We start from the raw sequence: 17,331 nt of genomic DNA, 5'->3' as shown, positions 1-17,331 counted from the left end.
CAGACCCCATATAACGCCCAGGCGAGGGGTATAGGAAATGTGAAGATGCCGGTGCATGTGTGCACCTGCGCGCACGCCGGCGGCAAATGTCGTTGCGCGCGGCGCCGTCGAACCGGCAAGCCGGTGGACCGGTCGTACTTCCCTGGGAACCGGTCGCAGCAACTTGCTAAGGTGGTCGGATGAATCACCGTAAAATTCTGGCGGCCGCTCCTGCAGGGGCGTTTTCGGCGGAATCTTCGATGCAGGAAATCGAATTCGTGCAAGGCGACGTGCGCGTTACCGCGCATCGCGACCATGATGATCTGCTCAGTGCCGGGCTTGGCCTGGATGGCCTGAAAGGATTGCCGCCGCCCTTTGCGGACGCGCGGCATCCTGCGCCGGAAGCGTTGCGCCGCCGCGCGATCTACACGAGCTGGAAGGGCATTGCCGATCTCGGGCCGCTTGGCGGATACGGCACCGTGTACGGAGCGGTGCCGGACGTGCCTGGCCGCGAATACCAGGCGTTCGCAAAAATTCCCGGTGCGCATGCGCCGCATCGCGTCCTGCTGCAAGTACCCGATAACTTCGATCCTGCGCGTCGGTGCCTGGTGGTGACGGCATCTTCCGGTTCGCGTGGCATTTACGGCGCGATCGCGCTGGCCGGCGCCTGGGGCTTGCCGCGCGGCTGCGCGGTCGCCTATACCGACAAGGGCGCCGGTTCAGGCTACTTCGATTTTTCCGACGACAGCGGCGTGACGCTCGATGGCGCGCGCGTCAGGCGCGGCACGGCGATGCTGGAATTCGAGCCCGTTGCCATGCGCGGCGCGGGCGTGGCGGTCAAGCATGCGAACTCGGGCGATCATCCCGAGGCCGACTGGGACCGGCACGTCATGCAGGCGGCGCGGTTCGGCCTGGCGATGCTCGATCGTGCGTTCCCGGAGCAGGCACCGTTCACGCCGCAGAATACCAAGATCATCGCGACCGGCCTCTCCAATGGCGGCGGCGCAGTATTGCAGGCGGCGGGTCTCGACCACCAGCACCTGCTGGCCGGCGTGGTCGCGCTGGCACCGAACGTGCACACGCCGGGCCACGGACGTGCGCTGTTCGACTACATGACCGAAGCGGCGATCTGGCTGCCGTGTGCGCTGGCCGATGCGAGCTTCGCGTCCATCCCGTTCGCACGTGATGCGTGCGGCGCGCCGCATGCCGCGGGAGTCGCGCGCTGTGCGAGCCTGCATGCCACGGGCTTGTTGAAAACCGCCACGCTCGATGCGCAGGCGGCGGAAGCTTGCCGGTATTTGCGCGCTAGCGGCTGGACCGACCAGGCGATGGCGACCGCGGCGTTGTCCACGATGCTCGACCTGTGGCGCGTCATCGGTGCGGCCTATGCATCGGCGTACCTGCGCCGTGGCGCGGGCGACATGCCATGCGGCTATCGCTACGCGGCCATGGTCGACGACCTGGCCGGCGCCGCGGACGAAGCGATCCGCGCAAGCTGGTGGGCCGACGCATCCGGCGTTCCGCCAGGCAACGGCGTGGGGTTGTCCGGTGGCATGGATGCCAGTGCCGATCCGTCGCTGGCCGGCATCCAATGCCTGCGCGCGTTGTGGATGGGCAGCGGCGCCGATGCACAGGCGCTGCATGCGTCGGTCGCGGCACTGGCGGCGCACTTGCCGCGCGCCGAACTGCCGATAGCCGTGTTGCATGGTGCGGACGACGGCTTGCTGCCGGCCGTGTTCACTTCCGAGCCCTATATCCATTGGCTGCGCACCCATGGCCGACAGCCGCTGTATTGGAAGGTGCCGCATGCGCAGCACTTCGATGCATTGCTTGCGCTGCCTGGATTCGGCGACCGGCACCTGCCCTTGCTGCCTTACGGCTACGCGGCATTGGACCGGCTCTGGGATCATTTGTATCGGGACCAGCCGTGGCCGACGCACCTGCCGGTTCCGGTGAGTGCGCCACGTGGCGCAGGGGCGTTGCAGTCATCCATGCTGGGCTTGTGAACTCGGTGAAGACATTCCCCTCAATAACTTTCGCCGCTGTGAGGTTATCCTTACCGATTGGCCGCCCGATCCGGGCGCACCGTTAGCACCTACGAGGAACATCCATGGCCATCACTGTCACGATCACCACCAACCGCGGCCCGATCCACCTGCGCCTGCATGACGACAAAACCCCGGTAACGGTGGCGAGCTTCGTCAACCTGGCGCGCCGTGGTTATTACGATGGCCTGGCCTTCCATCGCGTGATCGCCGACTTCATGGTCCAGGGCGGCTGTCCGGAAGGCAGCGGCCGCGGTGGCCCGGGCTATCGCTTCGAGGACGAGTTCCATCCCTCGCTACGCCACGATAAGCCGGGCATCCTGTCCATGGCCAACGCTGGCCCGCGCACCAACGGCAGCCAGTTCTTCATCACCCATGGCGCCACGCCCTGGCTGGATGGCAAGCACAGTGTGTTCGGCGAAGTGGTCAGTGCCGAAGACCAGGCTGTGGTGGACGCGATCCAGCAGGGCGACACGATCGAGAAAATCACGGTCGAAGGCGACGTTGACGCCTTGCTGGCCGAGCAGGCCCAGCGCTTGAAGGAATGGAACGCAGTCCTGGACCAGCGCGGCTAAGTCATCTGCATAAGCCAGGGCCAGGAGCCGTCGCGGTGCTTTGCGCGGCGGCTTTTCATTGCCGGAAAACGCGGCTGCGTTGAACGCCGGGTACCGAACGCGAGCATTGTTTTTTCACGTCCTCGTTACGATTGTGTAGCCGGCGTGGACATAGAATCCAGCGGTTGGACCCCTCAAGCAAAAGGAGCGCAGCGATGTCGTTACTTAGCGGTTTGAGCAGTCTATTAGGCGGCAACCAGGGCGAAGGAACCAACTCGCTGGTGTCGGTGGCCGGGCAGCTGATCCAGCAAGCCGGTGGCGTGCAAGGTCTTGCCAGTACCTTGCAGCAGCACGGACTGGGCGATGCGGTGCAGTCCTGGATCGGCAGTGGCGCCAACCAGGCGATCTCGGGCGACCAGCTCAATCAGGCATTGCAGAAATCCGGCCTGGATTCGGTCGTTTCCGGTGCGGCGGGCAAGCTCGGCGTCGATCCCGCGCAGCTGGTCGGCCAGCTGGCGCAAGTGCTGCCGCATGCGGTGGATCACCTGACGCCAGGCGGGCAGGCTCCGGCAAGCGGCGGCGGTGGTTTCGACCTGTCGATGCTCGGCGGCCTGGCGGAAAAATTACTGGCAACCAAGACCGCCTAGGTACCGTTCCGGTAAAAGCAAATAAAGCACGACGGGACGAACCTGCCGTGCTTTTTGTTTGCCTGGCGGCAGCGAGCCGCAACGCTCGAAGTGCCATAGCCACCGCGCATGGCCTCGGCGGGGCTGCGGGTGACGCGCCGCCGCATGCTAAAATCCGAGGGTTTGTTGTTTCCGTTCCCCACCGAGGAAGCCATGCCCCAGCTCGCCCAGCGTGTCGGCCGCGCCAAACCCAGCGCGATCATGGTCATTGCCGAAACGGCGAAGCAGCTGAAGGCTGCCGGCCGCGACATCATCAGTTTCTCCATTGGCGTACCGAATTTCCTTCCTGGCGAACATGTCTACGCGGCAGCCCGCGAGGCGCTTTCGCACGATAGCGGCCAATACGGCAGCAATCGCGGTTCGGACGCGCTGCTGGATGCCTTTCTCAAGCACATCCAGGCGCTGGGTTTCACCGGCTACGGTCGCATGAACCTTTCGATCGGCATCGGCGCCAAGCAGGTGCTGTACAACTTGGCCGAGGCGCTGCTCAACGAAGGCGATGAAATCTGCTTTGCCGCGCCGTACTGGACCACGTATCGCGATATCGCCGATATCGTGGGCGCGCAAGCCAACGTGCTGCACTGTGGCCCGTCGCAGCATTACAAGCTCACGCCCGAACAGCTCGACGGCGCACTGGCGCGCAGGCCGAAAGTGTTCTTGTTCAACAATCCGTCCAACCCCACCGGCATGGTCTACACGCGCGAGGAAATCGCCGCGCTGGCCGAGGTGTTGGCAAAGTATCCGGATACCTGGATCGTCACCGACGATATCTACAACTCGATGGTGTTCGACGGCCTGGGTTATCACAACTTCGTGTTTGCCAGGCCGGAACTGCGCGAGCGGCTGATCTTCGTCGACTCGGTATCCAAGACCTATGGCATGCCGGGTTGGCGCGTGGGCCTGATTGCAGGGCCGGAATCGGTCGCCAAGGCGGTGACTACGCTCAACTCCAACCACATCACCAGCGTGCCGGAAGTGATCACCGCCGCGGCGGTGGCCGCGTTCAGTGGCCCGCAGGAGATTCCCCAGGCCAAGTGCAGGGAATTTGCCGGCAAGCGCGACATCGTGGTTGCTGCGCTCGCCAACATCCCGGGTTTGGTGTGCCCGCGTCCGCAGGGGGCGTTCTACGCTTTCCCGGATATCTCGGCCGCGTTCGGCAAAAGCCACAACGGCGCGCGTATCGAGAACGACGTCGATTTCTGCGCCGCGCTGCTCGGGGCCAAGGGCGTGGCCTGCGTGCCGGGCTCGGCTTTCGGCGAGCCGCGCGCGATGCGTATTTCCTATACCTGTCCAACCGCACAGCTCGAACCCGGCCTGGCCCGCATTGCCGAGTTCTTTGCTGAGTTGAGTTGATTACCTGCTGGCCCGCGTCGCAGGATGCGGGCCTTGTTTATGTGCCTGAAGGAGTTCCCACGATGAAAGCCCCCGTTCGTGTTGCCGTGACCGGCGCTGCCGGCCAGATCGGTTACGCCCTGCTGTTCCGCATCGCCGCCGGCGACATGCTCGGTCCGGACCAGCCGGTGATCCTGCACCTGCTCGAAATCACCCCGGCGTTGCCCGCGCTGCAGGGCGTGGTGATGGAGCTCAACGACTGCGCGTTCCCGACCCTGGCTGGCGTGGTCGCCACCGACGACGTGAACGTGGCCTTCAAGGATGTGGACTACGCCCTGCTGGTCGGCGCGCGTCCGCGCGGCCCAGGCATGGAGCGCAAGGATTTGCTGGAAGCCAATGGCGCGATCTTCTCGCCGCAGGGCAAGGCCCTGAACGATCACGCCAAGCGCGACGTGCGCGTGCTGGTGGTCGGCAACCCGGCCAATACCAATGCGCTGATCGCGCAACAGAACGCGCCGGACCTCGATCCGAAGTGCTTCACCGCGATGGTGCGCCTGGACCACAACCGTGCCTTGTCGCAGCTAGCCGAGAAGACCGGCAAGCACACCACCGACATCAAGAAAGTCACCATCTGGGGCAACCACAGCTCCACGCAGTATCCGGACCTGCACCACACCACCGTCGACGGCAAGGCCGCGCTGAGCCTGATCGACCAGGGCTGGTATGAAAAGGATTTCATCCCGACCGTGCAGCAGCGCGGCGCCGCGATCATCAAGGCGCGCGGCGCTTCCTCCGCCGCGTCGGCCGCGTCGGCCGCGATCGATCACATGCGCAACTGGACGCTTGGCACGACGGAAGGCGACTGGGTATCGATGGGTATTCCGTCCGACGGCTCCTATGGCATCGAGCCGGGCGTGATCTACGGCTATCCGGTAACCGTGAAGAACGGCAAGTACGAGATCGTACAAGGCTTGGCCATCAACGATTTCTCGCGCGCCCGCATGGACGCCACCAACAAGGAGCTGCGCGAGGAGCGCGCCGGCGTCGAGCATTTGTTTGCAAAGAAGTAAGGGTTAGGGTTTTTCCTGATCGCCATGGCAAACGGCCATCCGCAAGGATGGCCGTTTGCTTTGAGAGCCTCCCTGGGCGCGGCAACGTGTCATGCGCCCTGCGTCACCGCCATTCCGGCCGTGGCCAAAATGGAAATGCCCGCGTCCGATTCGACATGGCCGCGGTTACCGATGATGCTTGGCGACTTATTCCCGCAGCCTGCGTAATTCGCGGTCTTGGGCAGTGACGCGCAGCACCGAACCTTGTTCGTACCAGTCGCCGAGCACGATACGCTCGGCCTTCTGGCCGTCCAGATCGAAGTGGTGGATGGCTGGCCGGTGGGTATGTCCGTGCACGAGGTGCGTGGCGCCGGCGCCACGCATGGCTTGCGCCACGGCATCGGCGTTGACGTCCATGATCGTTTCCTGGGTGCTGGCGGTATGCGCGCGGCTGTCTTCGCGCGCCTTGGCGGCAAAAGCGCGGCGTGCGTCCAGCGACATCGACAATACCTGCGCCTTCCATTGCGGAGCGCGTACCGTGCGGCGTACCGCCTGGTAGGCAACATCATCCGTACAGAGCACATCGCCGTGCATCAGCAGGGTGGGCGTGCCGTAGAGATCGTGCACCACGCCATCGTCGAGCAAGGTGAGCCCGGCGCGTTCGGCGAACGCCTCGCCGAGCATGAAGTCGCGGTTGCCGGCCATGAAGTACACCGGTACGCCCGCATCGCGCACGGCGCGTGTCGCGCGAGCGATGCGGCGCGGAAGTTCGGCATCGTCGTCGTCGCCGATCCAGGCTTCGACCAGGTCGCCGAGGATGTACAGCGCATCGGCGGAACGTACTTCGTCGCCGGCCAGGAAGTGTTCGAACAGCGCGGTAATCTGCGGTCGGCTGTCGTCCAGGTGCAGGTCGGCAATGAACAGCTTGCCCATGGTCACTTGCGCTTGGCAGCCGGCGTGCCCGCGGCCGAAGCCGCGGCGGCCGGCGTTTCCTCGCCGGCCACGTTCGCGCCTTCGATCACCACCAGCGGGTTGGGCACGTCGGCGGCGAAAGGGCCTTGGGCGTGCGTGGGCAGGCTGGCGATCTTGTCGACCACGTCCATGCCTTTGACCACCTTGCCGAACACCGTATACCCCCAGGTCAGGCCGCTCTGGTTGCCGACATAATCGAGGCGGCGGTCGTCGACCAGGTTGATAAAGAACTGCGATGTGCCGGAATTGGGGTCGGCGCCGCGAGCCACGGCGATCGTGCCGCGCACGTTGGAAAGGCCATTGTCCGCTTCGCTGGGCACCGGCGAATGCGTGCGGCGCGGCTGCAGTTCCCGGGTGTACAGGCCGCCCTGGATCAGGTAGCCCGGGATGGCGCGATGGAACACGGTGCCGGCGTAGAACCCTTCATGCACGTAGCGCAGGAAATTGGCGACGCTCTTGGGCGATTTGTCCGCGAACAATTCCAGCGTGATATCACCCTGCGAGGTATGCAGCACCACCGTGGGATCGGCCACGGCCGGTGCCGCGGTAACGGCCGCCGGTTTGGCCGTCTGCGCCACGGCGAGCGGAGCGGCCAGCAGGAAGAGGACAGTCAGCAGATGCTTGGGCATGACGGGTGAGCGTGGCGGAAACATCCGGGCATGATACGCGGCCGCGAGCGCCTATGGCTTCATTGTGCTGAATGCCGATGTCCTATTGCCGTGGAAGAGGGGCGGTGAGGGACGCTCTCGTGGAGGGTGGTTTGTTCAAGGCCGCAAAAGGCAATTTCTTGCCGGGTTGCCGCTCACCTCGGCATACCCGCAGGTGAGAGAAAGAAACAGCTATTTATTGCGTACTGAGCGACAACGTCAGCCCCAGTTCCGCCATCGGCGTGATTTCCTGTTCCAGGTCGGCCTGGCTGAGCGGGTGCTGCTCCAGCCAGGCGGCGGGAAGCTGCACGCCCAGGCGCTGGGCGGTGGCGGTCAGGCGCATCGACGGCAGCGATTCGGCCCGCCGCGCGCGACGGAACAGCACGGCCAGGCGCAGCAGGGCGGTAATGTGTTTGGCCAGTTGGCGATAGCGCTGCGGCAGGGCGGAGAAGACGGTCTTGTCCGGCTTGCGGCGATGGGCCTGGGTAATGGCGGCCAGCAGGTGCTGTTCTTGTCGCGAAAAGCCGGCCAGGTCCGCGTTGCGCAGGATGTAAGCGCCGTGGTGATGGTATTGGCTGTGTGCGATAGCCAGGCCGATTTCATGCACGCGGGCGGACCAGGACAGCCATTCGCGCGCTTCGGCATCGAGTTTCCAACTGGCCGCGACCTGGTCGAACAGCATCATCGCGGTGGATTCGACGCGGCGCGCCTGGGCGCGGTCGACCCCATAGCGGTTAGCGAGGGCATCGATGCTGGCGGTGCGCGGATCGCTGCCGCCGGCGCGGCCGATCAGGTCCCATAGCAGGCCTTCGCGCATCGAGCTTTCGCATACCTGCAGGCGCTGGATGCCGAGCGCGGCAAACGCGGCTTCGAAAATCACTACGGCGCCGGCAAACACCTGGGCGCGTTCCTCGGCCAGGCCCGGCAGCTTCAGCGCGCCGATCTGGCCCTGGTCGAGCAGGGCATCGCGCAGCGCAGCCAGCGATGCGGGCGTGACACCGTGATCGGACAGCTTCATGGCCTGCACCACCGCGCCGATCGCCTTGGCGCTGCCGGAAGAACCGTAGGCATCGGTCCAGCCGGCTTCCAGGTATTCCTCGGAGAACTGCTGCAGCAAGACGCCGACTTCGCTGCGCGCGCGTTGCCAGCGCTTGCGCGTGAGCTTGCCGCCAGGAAAGAAACGCTGGGTGGAGGCGATGCAGCCGACCTGCACGCTTTCCGTATGCAGCGGCGCCAGCCCGCGGCCGATGATGAATTCGGTACTGCCGCCGCCGATGTCGATCACCAGCCGTGGATCGCGCGAAGCGGACAGGTCGTGCGCTACGCCAAGAAAGATCAGGCGGCCTTCCTCGCGTCCTGAGACCACTTCCACCGGATGCCCGAGCGCTATTTCCGCCGCGGTGAGAAACGCTTGTGGCGAGGCGAGGCGCCGCACGGTATTGGTGGCCACGGCGCGCACGCGCATGGTGGGAATGCCGGCAATGCGCTGCCCGAACTTGGCCAGGCAATTGAGCGCGCGTGCGCGATGCCCGGCGTCCAGCGTGCCATCGGCACGCAGGCCCGCGGCCATGCGCACGGTTTCGCGCAGGCGATCGATCACGCGCGGTTCTCCGTGCTCCATGCGTGCAACGACCATATGGAAACTGTTCGAGCCGATGTCGACGGCGGCCATCAGCTCGCCATCCTTGATCTGCATCTGGTCGCCGAGACTCACGCCGGGGCTCCTGGTTGGTGCGGGATAGTAGTTGCGCCGGCGCGCGCCGGCATCAAGCGAAGCGAGCCATGGCAGCGCTTCAGCCCATGTGGACCGCTTCGCCATCGGGTTTTACTGGATTCCGGCCGGAGCTGGAATGGCGGTTTGGAACTTGGGGACAATCCAGGCATCGGCGAATCTTCGCATGTATCGGCAGGCACCCAGCAAGCCCGGATGATTGACGCGCCTGTTTTCGGGCCGACGTCCCCGGCGTGGCGCTGGAGCATCCACGGACACGCGAAGCCCTGCGCCCGGCGCCGGCTGGCCTGCCGCCCTTGCCTGTGGCCTTTGGAAAGCACGGGCATCCGGAGCACATGGCGCGATTGCGCCGATGGCAGCCTGCTACCGGGCTGCGGGAAAAAAACGTTCCAGAAGCTTGCTTCCGGCAAGCGGCATGGTTCGGACGTCCGATGTTGTCCGCGGACAGCGGCGTCGAATCGTGGGCGACATGCAAGCTCTTGAAATGACTCGATCGGTTCGCGGGTTTTCGCTGGCACACGCTTTGCTCGGGATTGATGCAAACAACACTGCTTTTTTTTGCAAGTTGTCGTCATTCCATCGTGGCCGGCTTCATTGCGCCCCGCAGGTTGCCAAATAGCTGGTTTCAGGAGATTTCCATTGAGCATGTTACGCATTCCCTTTCTTTTTCTACTGGCATTGACCCTCGGCATGAGCGCGGTGGGTATCGCCAGCGCCGCGGCGCCCGCGGATGTATCCCGTGCGGCGGCTGCGCCTGCCCGGGACAAGGCGTCGTCAATGTCGCGCGACGAGGTCACCCGGATTCTCGACGACAATCGCAAGATCGTCTCGCCCAACGGCATCGATGACATGGTCCAGGTGCGCATCAATGGCATCAATCAGTGGCTATCGATCCGCGGCAAGGACCGGCGCAACCCGATCATGCTGTTCCTGCACGGCGGCCCCGCTTCTCCGGCCATGCCCGAAGCCTATACGTTCCAGACGCCCTGGGAGGATTACTTCACTGTGGTGCAATGGGACCAGCGCGGCGCCGGCAAAACCTATCGCTCCAACGCGGAGCGGGCGATGGCGCCGGGAATGACTGTCGATGGCATGACTGATGACGCCGCGCAGGTAGTGCAATACCTGCGCCAGCGTTTTGGCAAGCAGAAAATATTCCTGCTTGGGCATTCCTGGGGCACGGTGCTTGGCGTGCAGCTGGCGCAAAGGCATCCGGACTGGTTCTACGCCTACATCTCGGTGGGACAGGTTGTGAACGGACGCCGCAATGAGGCGCTGGGCTACGACTTCGCCTTGCGCGAAGCGAAGGCGCACGACAACGAAAAGGCCGTGCGCGAGCTGCAAGCCATCGCGCCCTATCCCGGCAACGCGCTGACTATCGATCGCATCGGCGTGCGCAGCAAATGGGAAATGTATTACGGCGGCCTTGCTTATGGTCGCCAGGATTACCAGTTCGAAGAGGACGCCGAATCGCTGTCGCCCGATTACAGCACGGCCGATCTCGATGCGATCGGCAAGGGCAGCCTGTTCTCGCTGGATCACCTGCTGCAGCCGCTGCTGGCGGTCGATTTCGATCATGTCACGCATTTCGGCTGCCCGGTGCTCGTGTACGTGGGGCAGCACGACTACACCACGCCGCACGAACTGGCGGAGGAATGGTTCGCGTCCATCCAGGCGCCGTCAAAGCGACTAGTGGTGTTCGCTGACTCCGCGCACATGATGATGCAGGAGCAGCCGGGACGTTTCCTGGTGCACCTGGTAGCCGATGCCCTGCCATTGGCGCAAAAGGCAGGCGATGCTGCTCCGGCCGAAGTCACGCGCGATCAATAGCGTTATCGGGCCGCCGCGACTGGCGACGTAATTGGCTCCAGGCGCAGCGGTGCTGCGTATGCATGGACTTGGTCTTGCTGCGCGCACCATCGCGCAATGACCATGAGGCCGGTCAGGCGGGCATCGCCGTGGAAAAGGGGGTGTTGCAAAGGCGTGCCAGCAAGGTTTCCTGCGCCGAATGCGGCGCTGCATCGCCCGGTGTGGCGCGCGTGTAATGCCCATCGCTGCCCAGCAGCCAGGCCTGCGTGTTGTCGGCGAGATAGTTGGCGAGCGTCTCGTCGTAGACGCGCGCGGCCAGCTGTGGATCGAGGATCGGAAACGCCACTTCGATGCGACGCATGAGATTGCGTTCCATCCAGTCGGCGCTGGCGCAGTAGATCTCCGGCGTGCCATCGTTGGCAAACCAATACACGCGACTGTGTTCAAGGAAGCGGCCTACGATGGAGCGCACCCGGATGCGCTCGGAAACCCCTGGAAGCCCTGGCCGCAGGGCGCAAGCGCCACGCACGATCAGGTCGATTTCCACGCCGGCCTGCGCCGCCGCGTACAACGCCTCGATCACATGCGATTCGTTCAGCGCATTGAGCTTGGCGACGATGCGAGCCGGTCGGCCGTTGCGCGCGTGTGTCGCCTCGCGCTCGATTTTCTCGACCACGCTTTTGTACAGCGTGAAAGGCGAGTGCAGCAGCCGCTTGAGGTTGATCATCGGTCCCAGCCCGGATAGTTGCTGGAACACCTTGTGCAAGTCTTCGCCGATATCCGGGTGCGAGGTCATCAAGCCGATGTCGGTGTAGAGGCGGCTGTTGGCCTGGTGGTAATTGCCGGTCGACAAGTGCACGTAGCGGCGCAGGTGGCCGTTCTCGCGGCGCACGATCAACATCATCTTGGCGTGCGTCTTGAAGCCGACCACGCCGTAGACCACCTGCACGCCGGCTTCCTGCAGGCGCGTGGCCAGACGGATGTTGGCCTCCTCGTCGAAACGCGCGCGCAGCTCGATCACGACGGTGACGTCCTTGCCGTTGCGCGCGGCTTCCACCAGCAGGTCGACCAGCGGCGTGTCCTTGCCGGCGCGGTACAGCGTCTGCTTGATCGCCAGCACGTCCGGATCCTGCACCGCTTCGCGCAGCAGGTCGATCACGGTGCCGAACGATTCATACGGATGGTGCAGCAGGATGTCGCGCTGGCCGAGTACATCGAACATGTTCTTGGCGCTGACCAGGGCGGCAGGCTTGGTCGGTGTGAAGCGCGGGAATTTCAGGGCGGGGCGGTCGAGCTCGTCGTACACCAGGCCGACGCGGATGATGTTGACCGGACCATCGCAGCGATAGACGTCGGTTTCTTCCAGTTCGAAGTTCCCGATCAGCATCGAGACGATCGATTGCGGGCAGTCGCTGCCGATCTCCAGTCGCACCGGGCGCGCGTAGCCGCGCCCGAGCAATTCCTCGCTGAGCGCCAGCGCCAGGTTCTCGACTTCCTCTTCGACGATCAATTCGCTGTTGCGGGTGACGCGGAACTGATACGAGCCGGCGACCTTGAAGCCGGGAAACATCAGGTCGACGAACGCCTGCAACAGCTCGGCCAGGAATACGTAGTGATCGCCTTTGCCGCATACTTCGTCCGGAATGCGGATGATGCGCGGCAGCGAGCGCGGTGCACGCACCAGGGCCATATGCCCTTCGTGGCCGAATGCATCGCGGCCTTGCAGCACTACCGCGATGTTCAGGGTCTTGTTGAGGATGCGCGGGAATGGATGCGCCGGATCGAGCCCGAGCGGCGAAAGCACCGGTAGTACTTCATTCTCGAAATAGCCTTGCAGCCAACGCCGTTGGCGCGGTGTCCATTGCTTGCGGGTAAGGAAATGGATGTCTTCGGCGGCGAGTGCGGGCTTTAGCTCGTCCTGCCAGGTGGCGTGCTGCGCACGCACCAGGTCGAGTACGCGCTCACGAATGTGCGCCAGCAATTCGCCGGAAGCCATGCCGTCGGGGCCGGGCGCGTCGGAGCCAAAATGATGGTGATGCTTGAGCATCGCCACGCGCACTTCGAAGAATTCGTCCAGGTTGTTGGCGACGATGCTGAGGAAGCGCAATCGCTCCAGCAGCGGCACGCCTGGATCGCAGGCTTGCGCCAGGACGCGGAAATTGAATTCCAGCGCGCCCAGCTCGCGATTCAGGAACAGCTCGGGCTGGGGCGTTTCGTGGACGATGGGTTGAATGGCTTGGCGGCGCGGCATCCGGCCATTCTCACTCATGAGCCGGTATCGCGCCTACGTATCGGTAAGAACCTGTTCAAGGTTCTGTAATCAGGGCGGCAGTTCAGTTGCCTTCGAGCGGCTTATCGTGCACCTCTGGTGCGAGCAGCCGCTCGCGGCCGAAACAGCAGGTGAAGGTGGAGCCTTGGCCGGGCGTGCTGCGGATGTCCAGGCGCGCCTGATGCAATCCCAGCACATGCTTGACGATCGACAGGCCCAGTCCGGTGCCGCCACTGTCACGCGAGCGGCTCGACGACACGCGGTAGAAACGTTCGGTCAGGCGCGCCAGGTGATCGGTGGGAATGCCGTAGCCGGTGTCGGTCACCGAGTAGTTGGCGCCCTCGGCGGTACGTTCCCAGCGCACGGTGATGCGGCCGCCGGTCGGGGTATAGCGCACTGCGTTGCTGACCAGGTTGGACAGCGCGCTGTGCAAATCCTTGGGTGAGCCCAGCAGGTCGAGTTCGGCGATCGATTCCAGCGTGATGCTGTGGCGGCCTTGGCTCAGCGCTTCGGCCTCCTTGCGCAGGGTGGCGAGCAGTGGCGCCATCGGTACGCGCTCCTCGCTGACGTGATCCTGCGTTTCCAGCCGTGACAGCGTTAGCAGGTCTTCCACGATCTGGCCCATGCGCTTGGACTGCGTGCGCATCTCGCCGAGCACCGGCGCAAGCTGCGGCACGTCTTCCGGATCGAGCAGCTCGAGGTAGCCGTGGATAACCGTCAATGGTGTGCGCAATTCGTGCGACACGTTGGCGACGAAGTCGCGGCGGATCTGTTCCAGCCGCGACATATGACTGATATCGCGCGCCAGCAACAGGCGCTGGCGCTGGCCGAATGGCAGCAGGGTGACATTGATGTGGCGGCTTGGCTGGCCTGGCGCGCTCACATCGTTCAGCGGCTCTGGTGAGGCTTCCTGCAGCCAGCCGGCCAATTCGGAGTTGTGCAGCTTGTCTTTCAACACCACCCCGCGGTCCTGCGGACGACGCAGGCCGAGCAGGCTTTCCGCGGCATGGTTGAACCAGCGCACGTGCTGGTCCTGGTCGAGCAGCACGATGGCGTCCGGCAGGTTGCCGGCGGCGCGGCGCAGGTCGTGCAGATTGGCGGCTAGGCGTCGGGAGCGCATCATGAATCGGTCATGCCGGGATTGATCGGGATTCTTGTTCGGCGAGGCAGTCGGCAAGCTCATCATGGGCTTGGCGATGTGACGCAAGTGCGTCAATAGCAAGACAATCTCGGCCACCGCGACAATCGCCACGCCGCTTGCCACATGGCCGCCGGCCAGCCAGCCGGCGAGTGCGCCCACGACCAGCCCGGCGCTTGAAGCAAGGGAGAATTTCCAGACGCTCCAGGCTGGAGTCATGACGTGTTGCCGTGAAGAGGAACGGACAAGGGTAAACGTTGAAAGAGCGCAGCGCGCGATGCTGCTTCGATGGGTCCGCTGTTCCCCGTCGCTGTCGTCACGGGCTGGCCGAGAAGCGGTAGCCCGCGCCGCGCACCGTCTGCACCATGTCCTCGAGCTTCCATGGTTCGAGCGTCTTGCGCAGGCGACGGATATGGACGTCCACGGTGCGCTCTTCCACATAGACGCTGCCGCCCCATACGTGGTCGAGCAACTGCGCGCGCGAGTACACCCGTTCCGGGTGGGTCATGAAGAAATACAGCAATCGGTATTCGGTGGGGCCGATCGGCACCGGCTCGTCACCCGCGAACACGCGGTGCGCCGGACCGTCGATGCGCAGTCGGCCCAGCTCGACCATGCCCGAACCGTCATCGCCCTGGCTGCGGCGCAGCACGGCTTTGATCCGGGCGATCAGTTCGCGGGTGGAGAACGGCTTGACCACGTAATCGTCGACCCCGGCCTCCAGGCCGTTGACGCGATCCATTTCCTCGCCGCGCGCGGTGAGCATGATGATCGGCACTTCGCGGCTGAGTTCTTCCTTGCGCAGGCGGCGGGCCAGGTCCAGGCCGCTGGTGCCGGGCAACATCCAGTCCAGCAGGATCAGGTCAGGCACCTGCTCGGCAATGGACATCTGCGCCGCGCGCGCATCGGCGGCCTGCGCGGTATCCATGCCGGCCTTGCGCAGGGCGAAGGCGACCATGTCGCGAATGGAGGCTTCGTCTTCGACAATAAGGATGCGTTTGTGCACGCTGGATCCGATGGGGTGGCCTATGACGCAAATATTGCAGCGGTGCAATGTTACGCGCTCATGACAAAGCGGCGGGAACAGGCTGCCGGAACCTTCGATAGCACAGGAAACGCCCTTTAGGGGCCTGTTCGCGTGGCCCGCGTCAGCGTTGCGTGGCTGTCAGGCGGCAGTGCGCGGCGCAGGCGCGGCCGGCCTCCTGCCAAGGCCAGCCGCGCTAGCTGGCACGCCAACGGTAACCCGAAGGGCCGGGTCTGCTGGCCCGCCAGATGGCGTCGCTCTTCCTTAGTCTGGCGAGCAAATGGCTCTCGGCGCGGGCCACGCGAATGGTTCCAGCAGGCCTAAGGTTCGCTTTCGCCGCGGACCATGCCCATCCGGGTACCGGACGGCGACGCAAACTGCCCGCTGCCATCCGGATTGTCGTCGGTGGAAATGCGCCGCTTGCGCAGCTCCATCACCAGCGGGGTGAGGTCGGCGATGTGGGCCTGGATGCGGGCCCGGGCGTAGTAGTCCAGGTCGTTGCGCTTGAGCAGGGTTTTCAGCTGCTCCATGGCGTCAAAAGGCCGGCCCGACAGGTAACTGGCCTGGGCGTAGGCTTCGCCGGCGCGCACGGCATCCCCGGCGCGTTCGCTGGCGCGAGCGTAGGCGGTGAACAGGTCCGGTTCGTCGGTGTCTTCCAGCATCGGGCGCAGCATGTCGGCGGCCTGTGCGGCCTGCGCCTTGCTGCCGCCCAGGGTCAGTGCGTTGGCGTAAGCCACGCCGATGGCCTTGTTGCGTGGTGATTGCGTATTGAGCGCGGCGTAGATATCCAGCGCCGCGGCGCGCTGGCCGGCCTGCAGGCGCGCGTCGGCCATCGCCAGGCGCAATACCAGGCTGCCCGGATATTTGCCGAGCAGCGGTTGCAACTGTTCGATCGCCTTGCTGCCCTGGTCGCTGCGCGTCAGCGCCAGCGCATAGCCATAGTGGTTTTCGAGCGTGTCATAGCTGCCGTCCGAACGTGCCAGCAGGCTGCTGTAGTACGTGCTCATGCGGTAGGCGTCGTCGGAGAGCACGCGCACGCGCTCGCGCATCAGCAAGTAGGTACTGGGTTCCTGGCCGGCCTGGTGGCTGGGGGCGAGCAGGGTGGTTGGGTCTTTCACATAGGCGATCGGGGCCGTCTGCCGGGACCAACTGGATTTGTCGAGCAGATTGCCGCTGGGCTGCTCCTTCTGTGCGGCGATCAGCGCAGTCGCCCTGGCTTTCGCATCGCTGATGCGCTGCGCGGTGACCGGATGGTCCAGCAGCAGCGAGGGTACGTCCACGCCGCCGGCATCGGCGCTCATCACATCTTCCATGCGCTGGAAGAAACCCGCCATGGCGTTCGGGTCGAAACCGGATTTGGCGAGGGTCTGGATGCCGGTGCGGTCGGCTTCCGCTTCATCCTTGCGGGTGAAGTTGATCTCTTTCTGCATCAGCACGCCCTGGCCGCCGATCAGGGCCGCTGCGGCGGCCTGCCCACCGGCCACGCCGCCGGCGGCGATCGCGCCCAGCGCGACCAGCGCCATCAGTGGCGTATCCTTCTTCGCCGACTCGTAGGCGCGTTGCAGGTGGTTCTGCGTGATATGGCCGATTTCGTGGGCCATGACCGCAGCCAGCTCATCTTCGCTGCGTGTAATGGTGATCAGCCCGGAATTGATGCCGATGTAGCCGCCCGGGGCGGAGAAGGCGTTGATCACCGGATCCCTGGCGATAAAGAACGCGAAGTGGTCCTTCGGCTTGGCCGAGTTGGCGACCAGCCGGAAGCCCAGGTCATTGATGTAGTCGTCCAGCAGCGGATCGTTCACCACCATGTCGAGCGCGCGCATCTGCTGCAGCATCATCGCGCCGTAGTCCTGCGCTTCCTGCGGGGAGATCAAGGCATTGGCCGAGCTGCCCAGGTCGGGCAGGCGGATGTCGTCCGGCTTGTCCTGGGCGCCGGCGGCAAAAGTCAGCCCGGCCAGTAACAGCGCGGTCAGCAGACGATCAGGGAGCTGTCGTGGTGCCATGTTCATAGATCGATGACAATACCATCAGGGACCCTGCCAGCAGGTCGTAGTTCAGCTTGTTTTTAAAGTTGCCGCCGCCATTTACGGCGCAA

Annotated in this window: 13 protein-coding genes; 6 read left to right on the top strand and 7 right to left on the bottom strand. The window is 64.5% G+C overall.

The window, feature by feature from the left end; genetic code table 11:
* The first annotated feature begins 179 nt into the window (after positions 1-179).
* The 5 genes from ISP15_RS02985 (at position 180) to ISP15_RS02965 (ending at position 5,666) form a co-directional block, all read left to right on the top strand.
* The gene (locus ISP15_RS02985) at positions 180-1,985 is read left to right on the top strand and encodes a 3-hydroxybutyrate oligomer hydrolase family protein (RefSeq protein ID WP_404544912.1); all 1,806 of its coding nucleotides are present in this window, start codon (positions 180-182) and stop codon (positions 1,983-1,985) included.
* A 104-nt stretch (positions 1,986-2,089) separates the two neighbouring features.
* On the top strand, positions 2,090-2,599 hold the full coding sequence (locus ISP15_RS02980) for a peptidylprolyl isomerase (RefSeq protein WP_404544909.1): 510 nt from the start codon (positions 2,090-2,092) through the stop codon (positions 2,597-2,599).
* Positions 2,600-2,730: 131 nt separating this feature from the next.
* Positions 2,731-3,225, top strand: a complete 495-nt coding sequence (locus ISP15_RS02975; RefSeq protein WP_404544906.1) for a YidB family protein — start codon at positions 2,731-2,733, stop codon at positions 3,223-3,225.
* Between the two features lie 192 nt (positions 3,226-3,417).
* Positions 3,418-4,617, top strand: a complete 1,200-nt coding sequence (locus tag ISP15_RS02970) for an aminotransferase class I/II-fold pyridoxal phosphate-dependent enzyme (RefSeq protein WP_404545338.1) — start codon at positions 3,418-3,420, stop codon at positions 4,615-4,617.
* Positions 4,618-4,679: 62 nt separating this feature from the next.
* Complete coding sequence (locus ISP15_RS02965; RefSeq protein ID WP_404544903.1) at positions 4,680-5,666, top strand: malate dehydrogenase; 987 nt, start codon at positions 4,680-4,682, stop codon at positions 5,664-5,666.
* A gap of 186 nt (positions 5,667-5,852) precedes the next feature.
* On the opposite strand, the gene ISP15_RS02960 is transcribed toward ISP15_RS02965, so the two are convergent.
* The 3 genes from ISP15_RS02960 to ISP15_RS02950 form a co-directional block, all read right to left on the bottom strand.
* A complete protein-coding gene (locus ISP15_RS02960; RefSeq protein WP_404544901.1) occupies positions 5,853-6,578 on the bottom strand; it encodes a UDP-2,3-diacylglucosamine diphosphatase in 726 nt (241 codons plus the stop codon).
* A gap of 2 nt (positions 6,579-6,580) precedes the next feature.
* Positions 6,581-7,246 (bottom strand): peptidylprolyl isomerase, encoded by a 666-nt coding sequence (locus ISP15_RS02955; RefSeq protein WP_404544898.1) that lies wholly within the window; start codon positions 7,244-7,246, stop codon positions 6,581-6,583.
* 214 nt (positions 7,247-7,460) lie between these two features.
* Positions 7,461-8,960, bottom strand: a complete 1,500-nt coding sequence (locus ISP15_RS02950) for a Ppx/GppA phosphatase family protein (protein ID WP_404545336.1) — start codon at positions 8,958-8,960, stop codon at positions 7,461-7,463.
* A gap of 681 nt (positions 8,961-9,641) precedes the next feature.
* Between ISP15_RS02950 and ISP15_RS02945 the strand changes: the two genes are divergently transcribed.
* Positions 9,642-10,826, top strand: a complete 1,185-nt coding sequence (locus tag ISP15_RS02945; protein ID WP_404545333.1) for an alpha/beta fold hydrolase — start codon at positions 9,642-9,644, stop codon at positions 10,824-10,826.
* Positions 10,827-10,938: 112 nt separating this feature from the next.
* Here ISP15_RS02945 and ppk1 read toward each other — a convergent pair whose 3' ends face one another.
* The 4 genes from ppk1 to ISP15_RS02925 form a co-directional block, all read right to left on the bottom strand.
* Positions 10,939-13,056, bottom strand: coding sequence for a polyphosphate kinase 1 (ppk1, locus tag ISP15_RS02940; RefSeq protein ID WP_404544894.1), 2,118 nt, complete (start codon positions 13,054-13,056; stop codon positions 10,939-10,941).
* An 82-nt stretch (positions 13,057-13,138) separates the two neighbouring features.
* Positions 13,139-14,431, bottom strand: coding sequence for a phosphate regulon sensor histidine kinase PhoR (gene phoR, locus ISP15_RS02935; RefSeq protein WP_404544892.1), 1,293 nt, complete (start codon positions 14,429-14,431; stop codon positions 13,139-13,141).
* A 97-nt stretch (positions 14,432-14,528) separates the two neighbouring features.
* Positions 14,529-15,218: a phosphate regulon transcriptional regulator PhoB gene (gene phoB, locus ISP15_RS02930; protein WP_404544889.1), complete on the bottom strand. Its 690-nt coding sequence runs from the start codon at positions 15,216-15,218 to the stop codon at positions 14,529-14,531.
* 338 nt (positions 15,219-15,556) lie between these two features.
* A complete protein-coding gene (locus ISP15_RS02925; RefSeq protein WP_404544887.1) occupies positions 15,557-17,239 on the bottom strand; it encodes a M48 family metalloprotease in 1,683 nt (560 codons plus the stop codon).
* Positions 17,240-17,331 lie beyond the last annotated feature (92 nt).

Origin of the sequence: Dyella jejuensis, from assembly GCF_044904675.1 — a bacterium.
Classification (GTDB): Bacteria; Pseudomonadota; Gammaproteobacteria; order Xanthomonadales; family Rhodanobacteraceae; genus Dyella_B; species Dyella_B jejuensis.
Note: the sequence above shows the minus strand (reverse complement) of the source record. Positions and strands in the feature narration are given on the sequence as shown.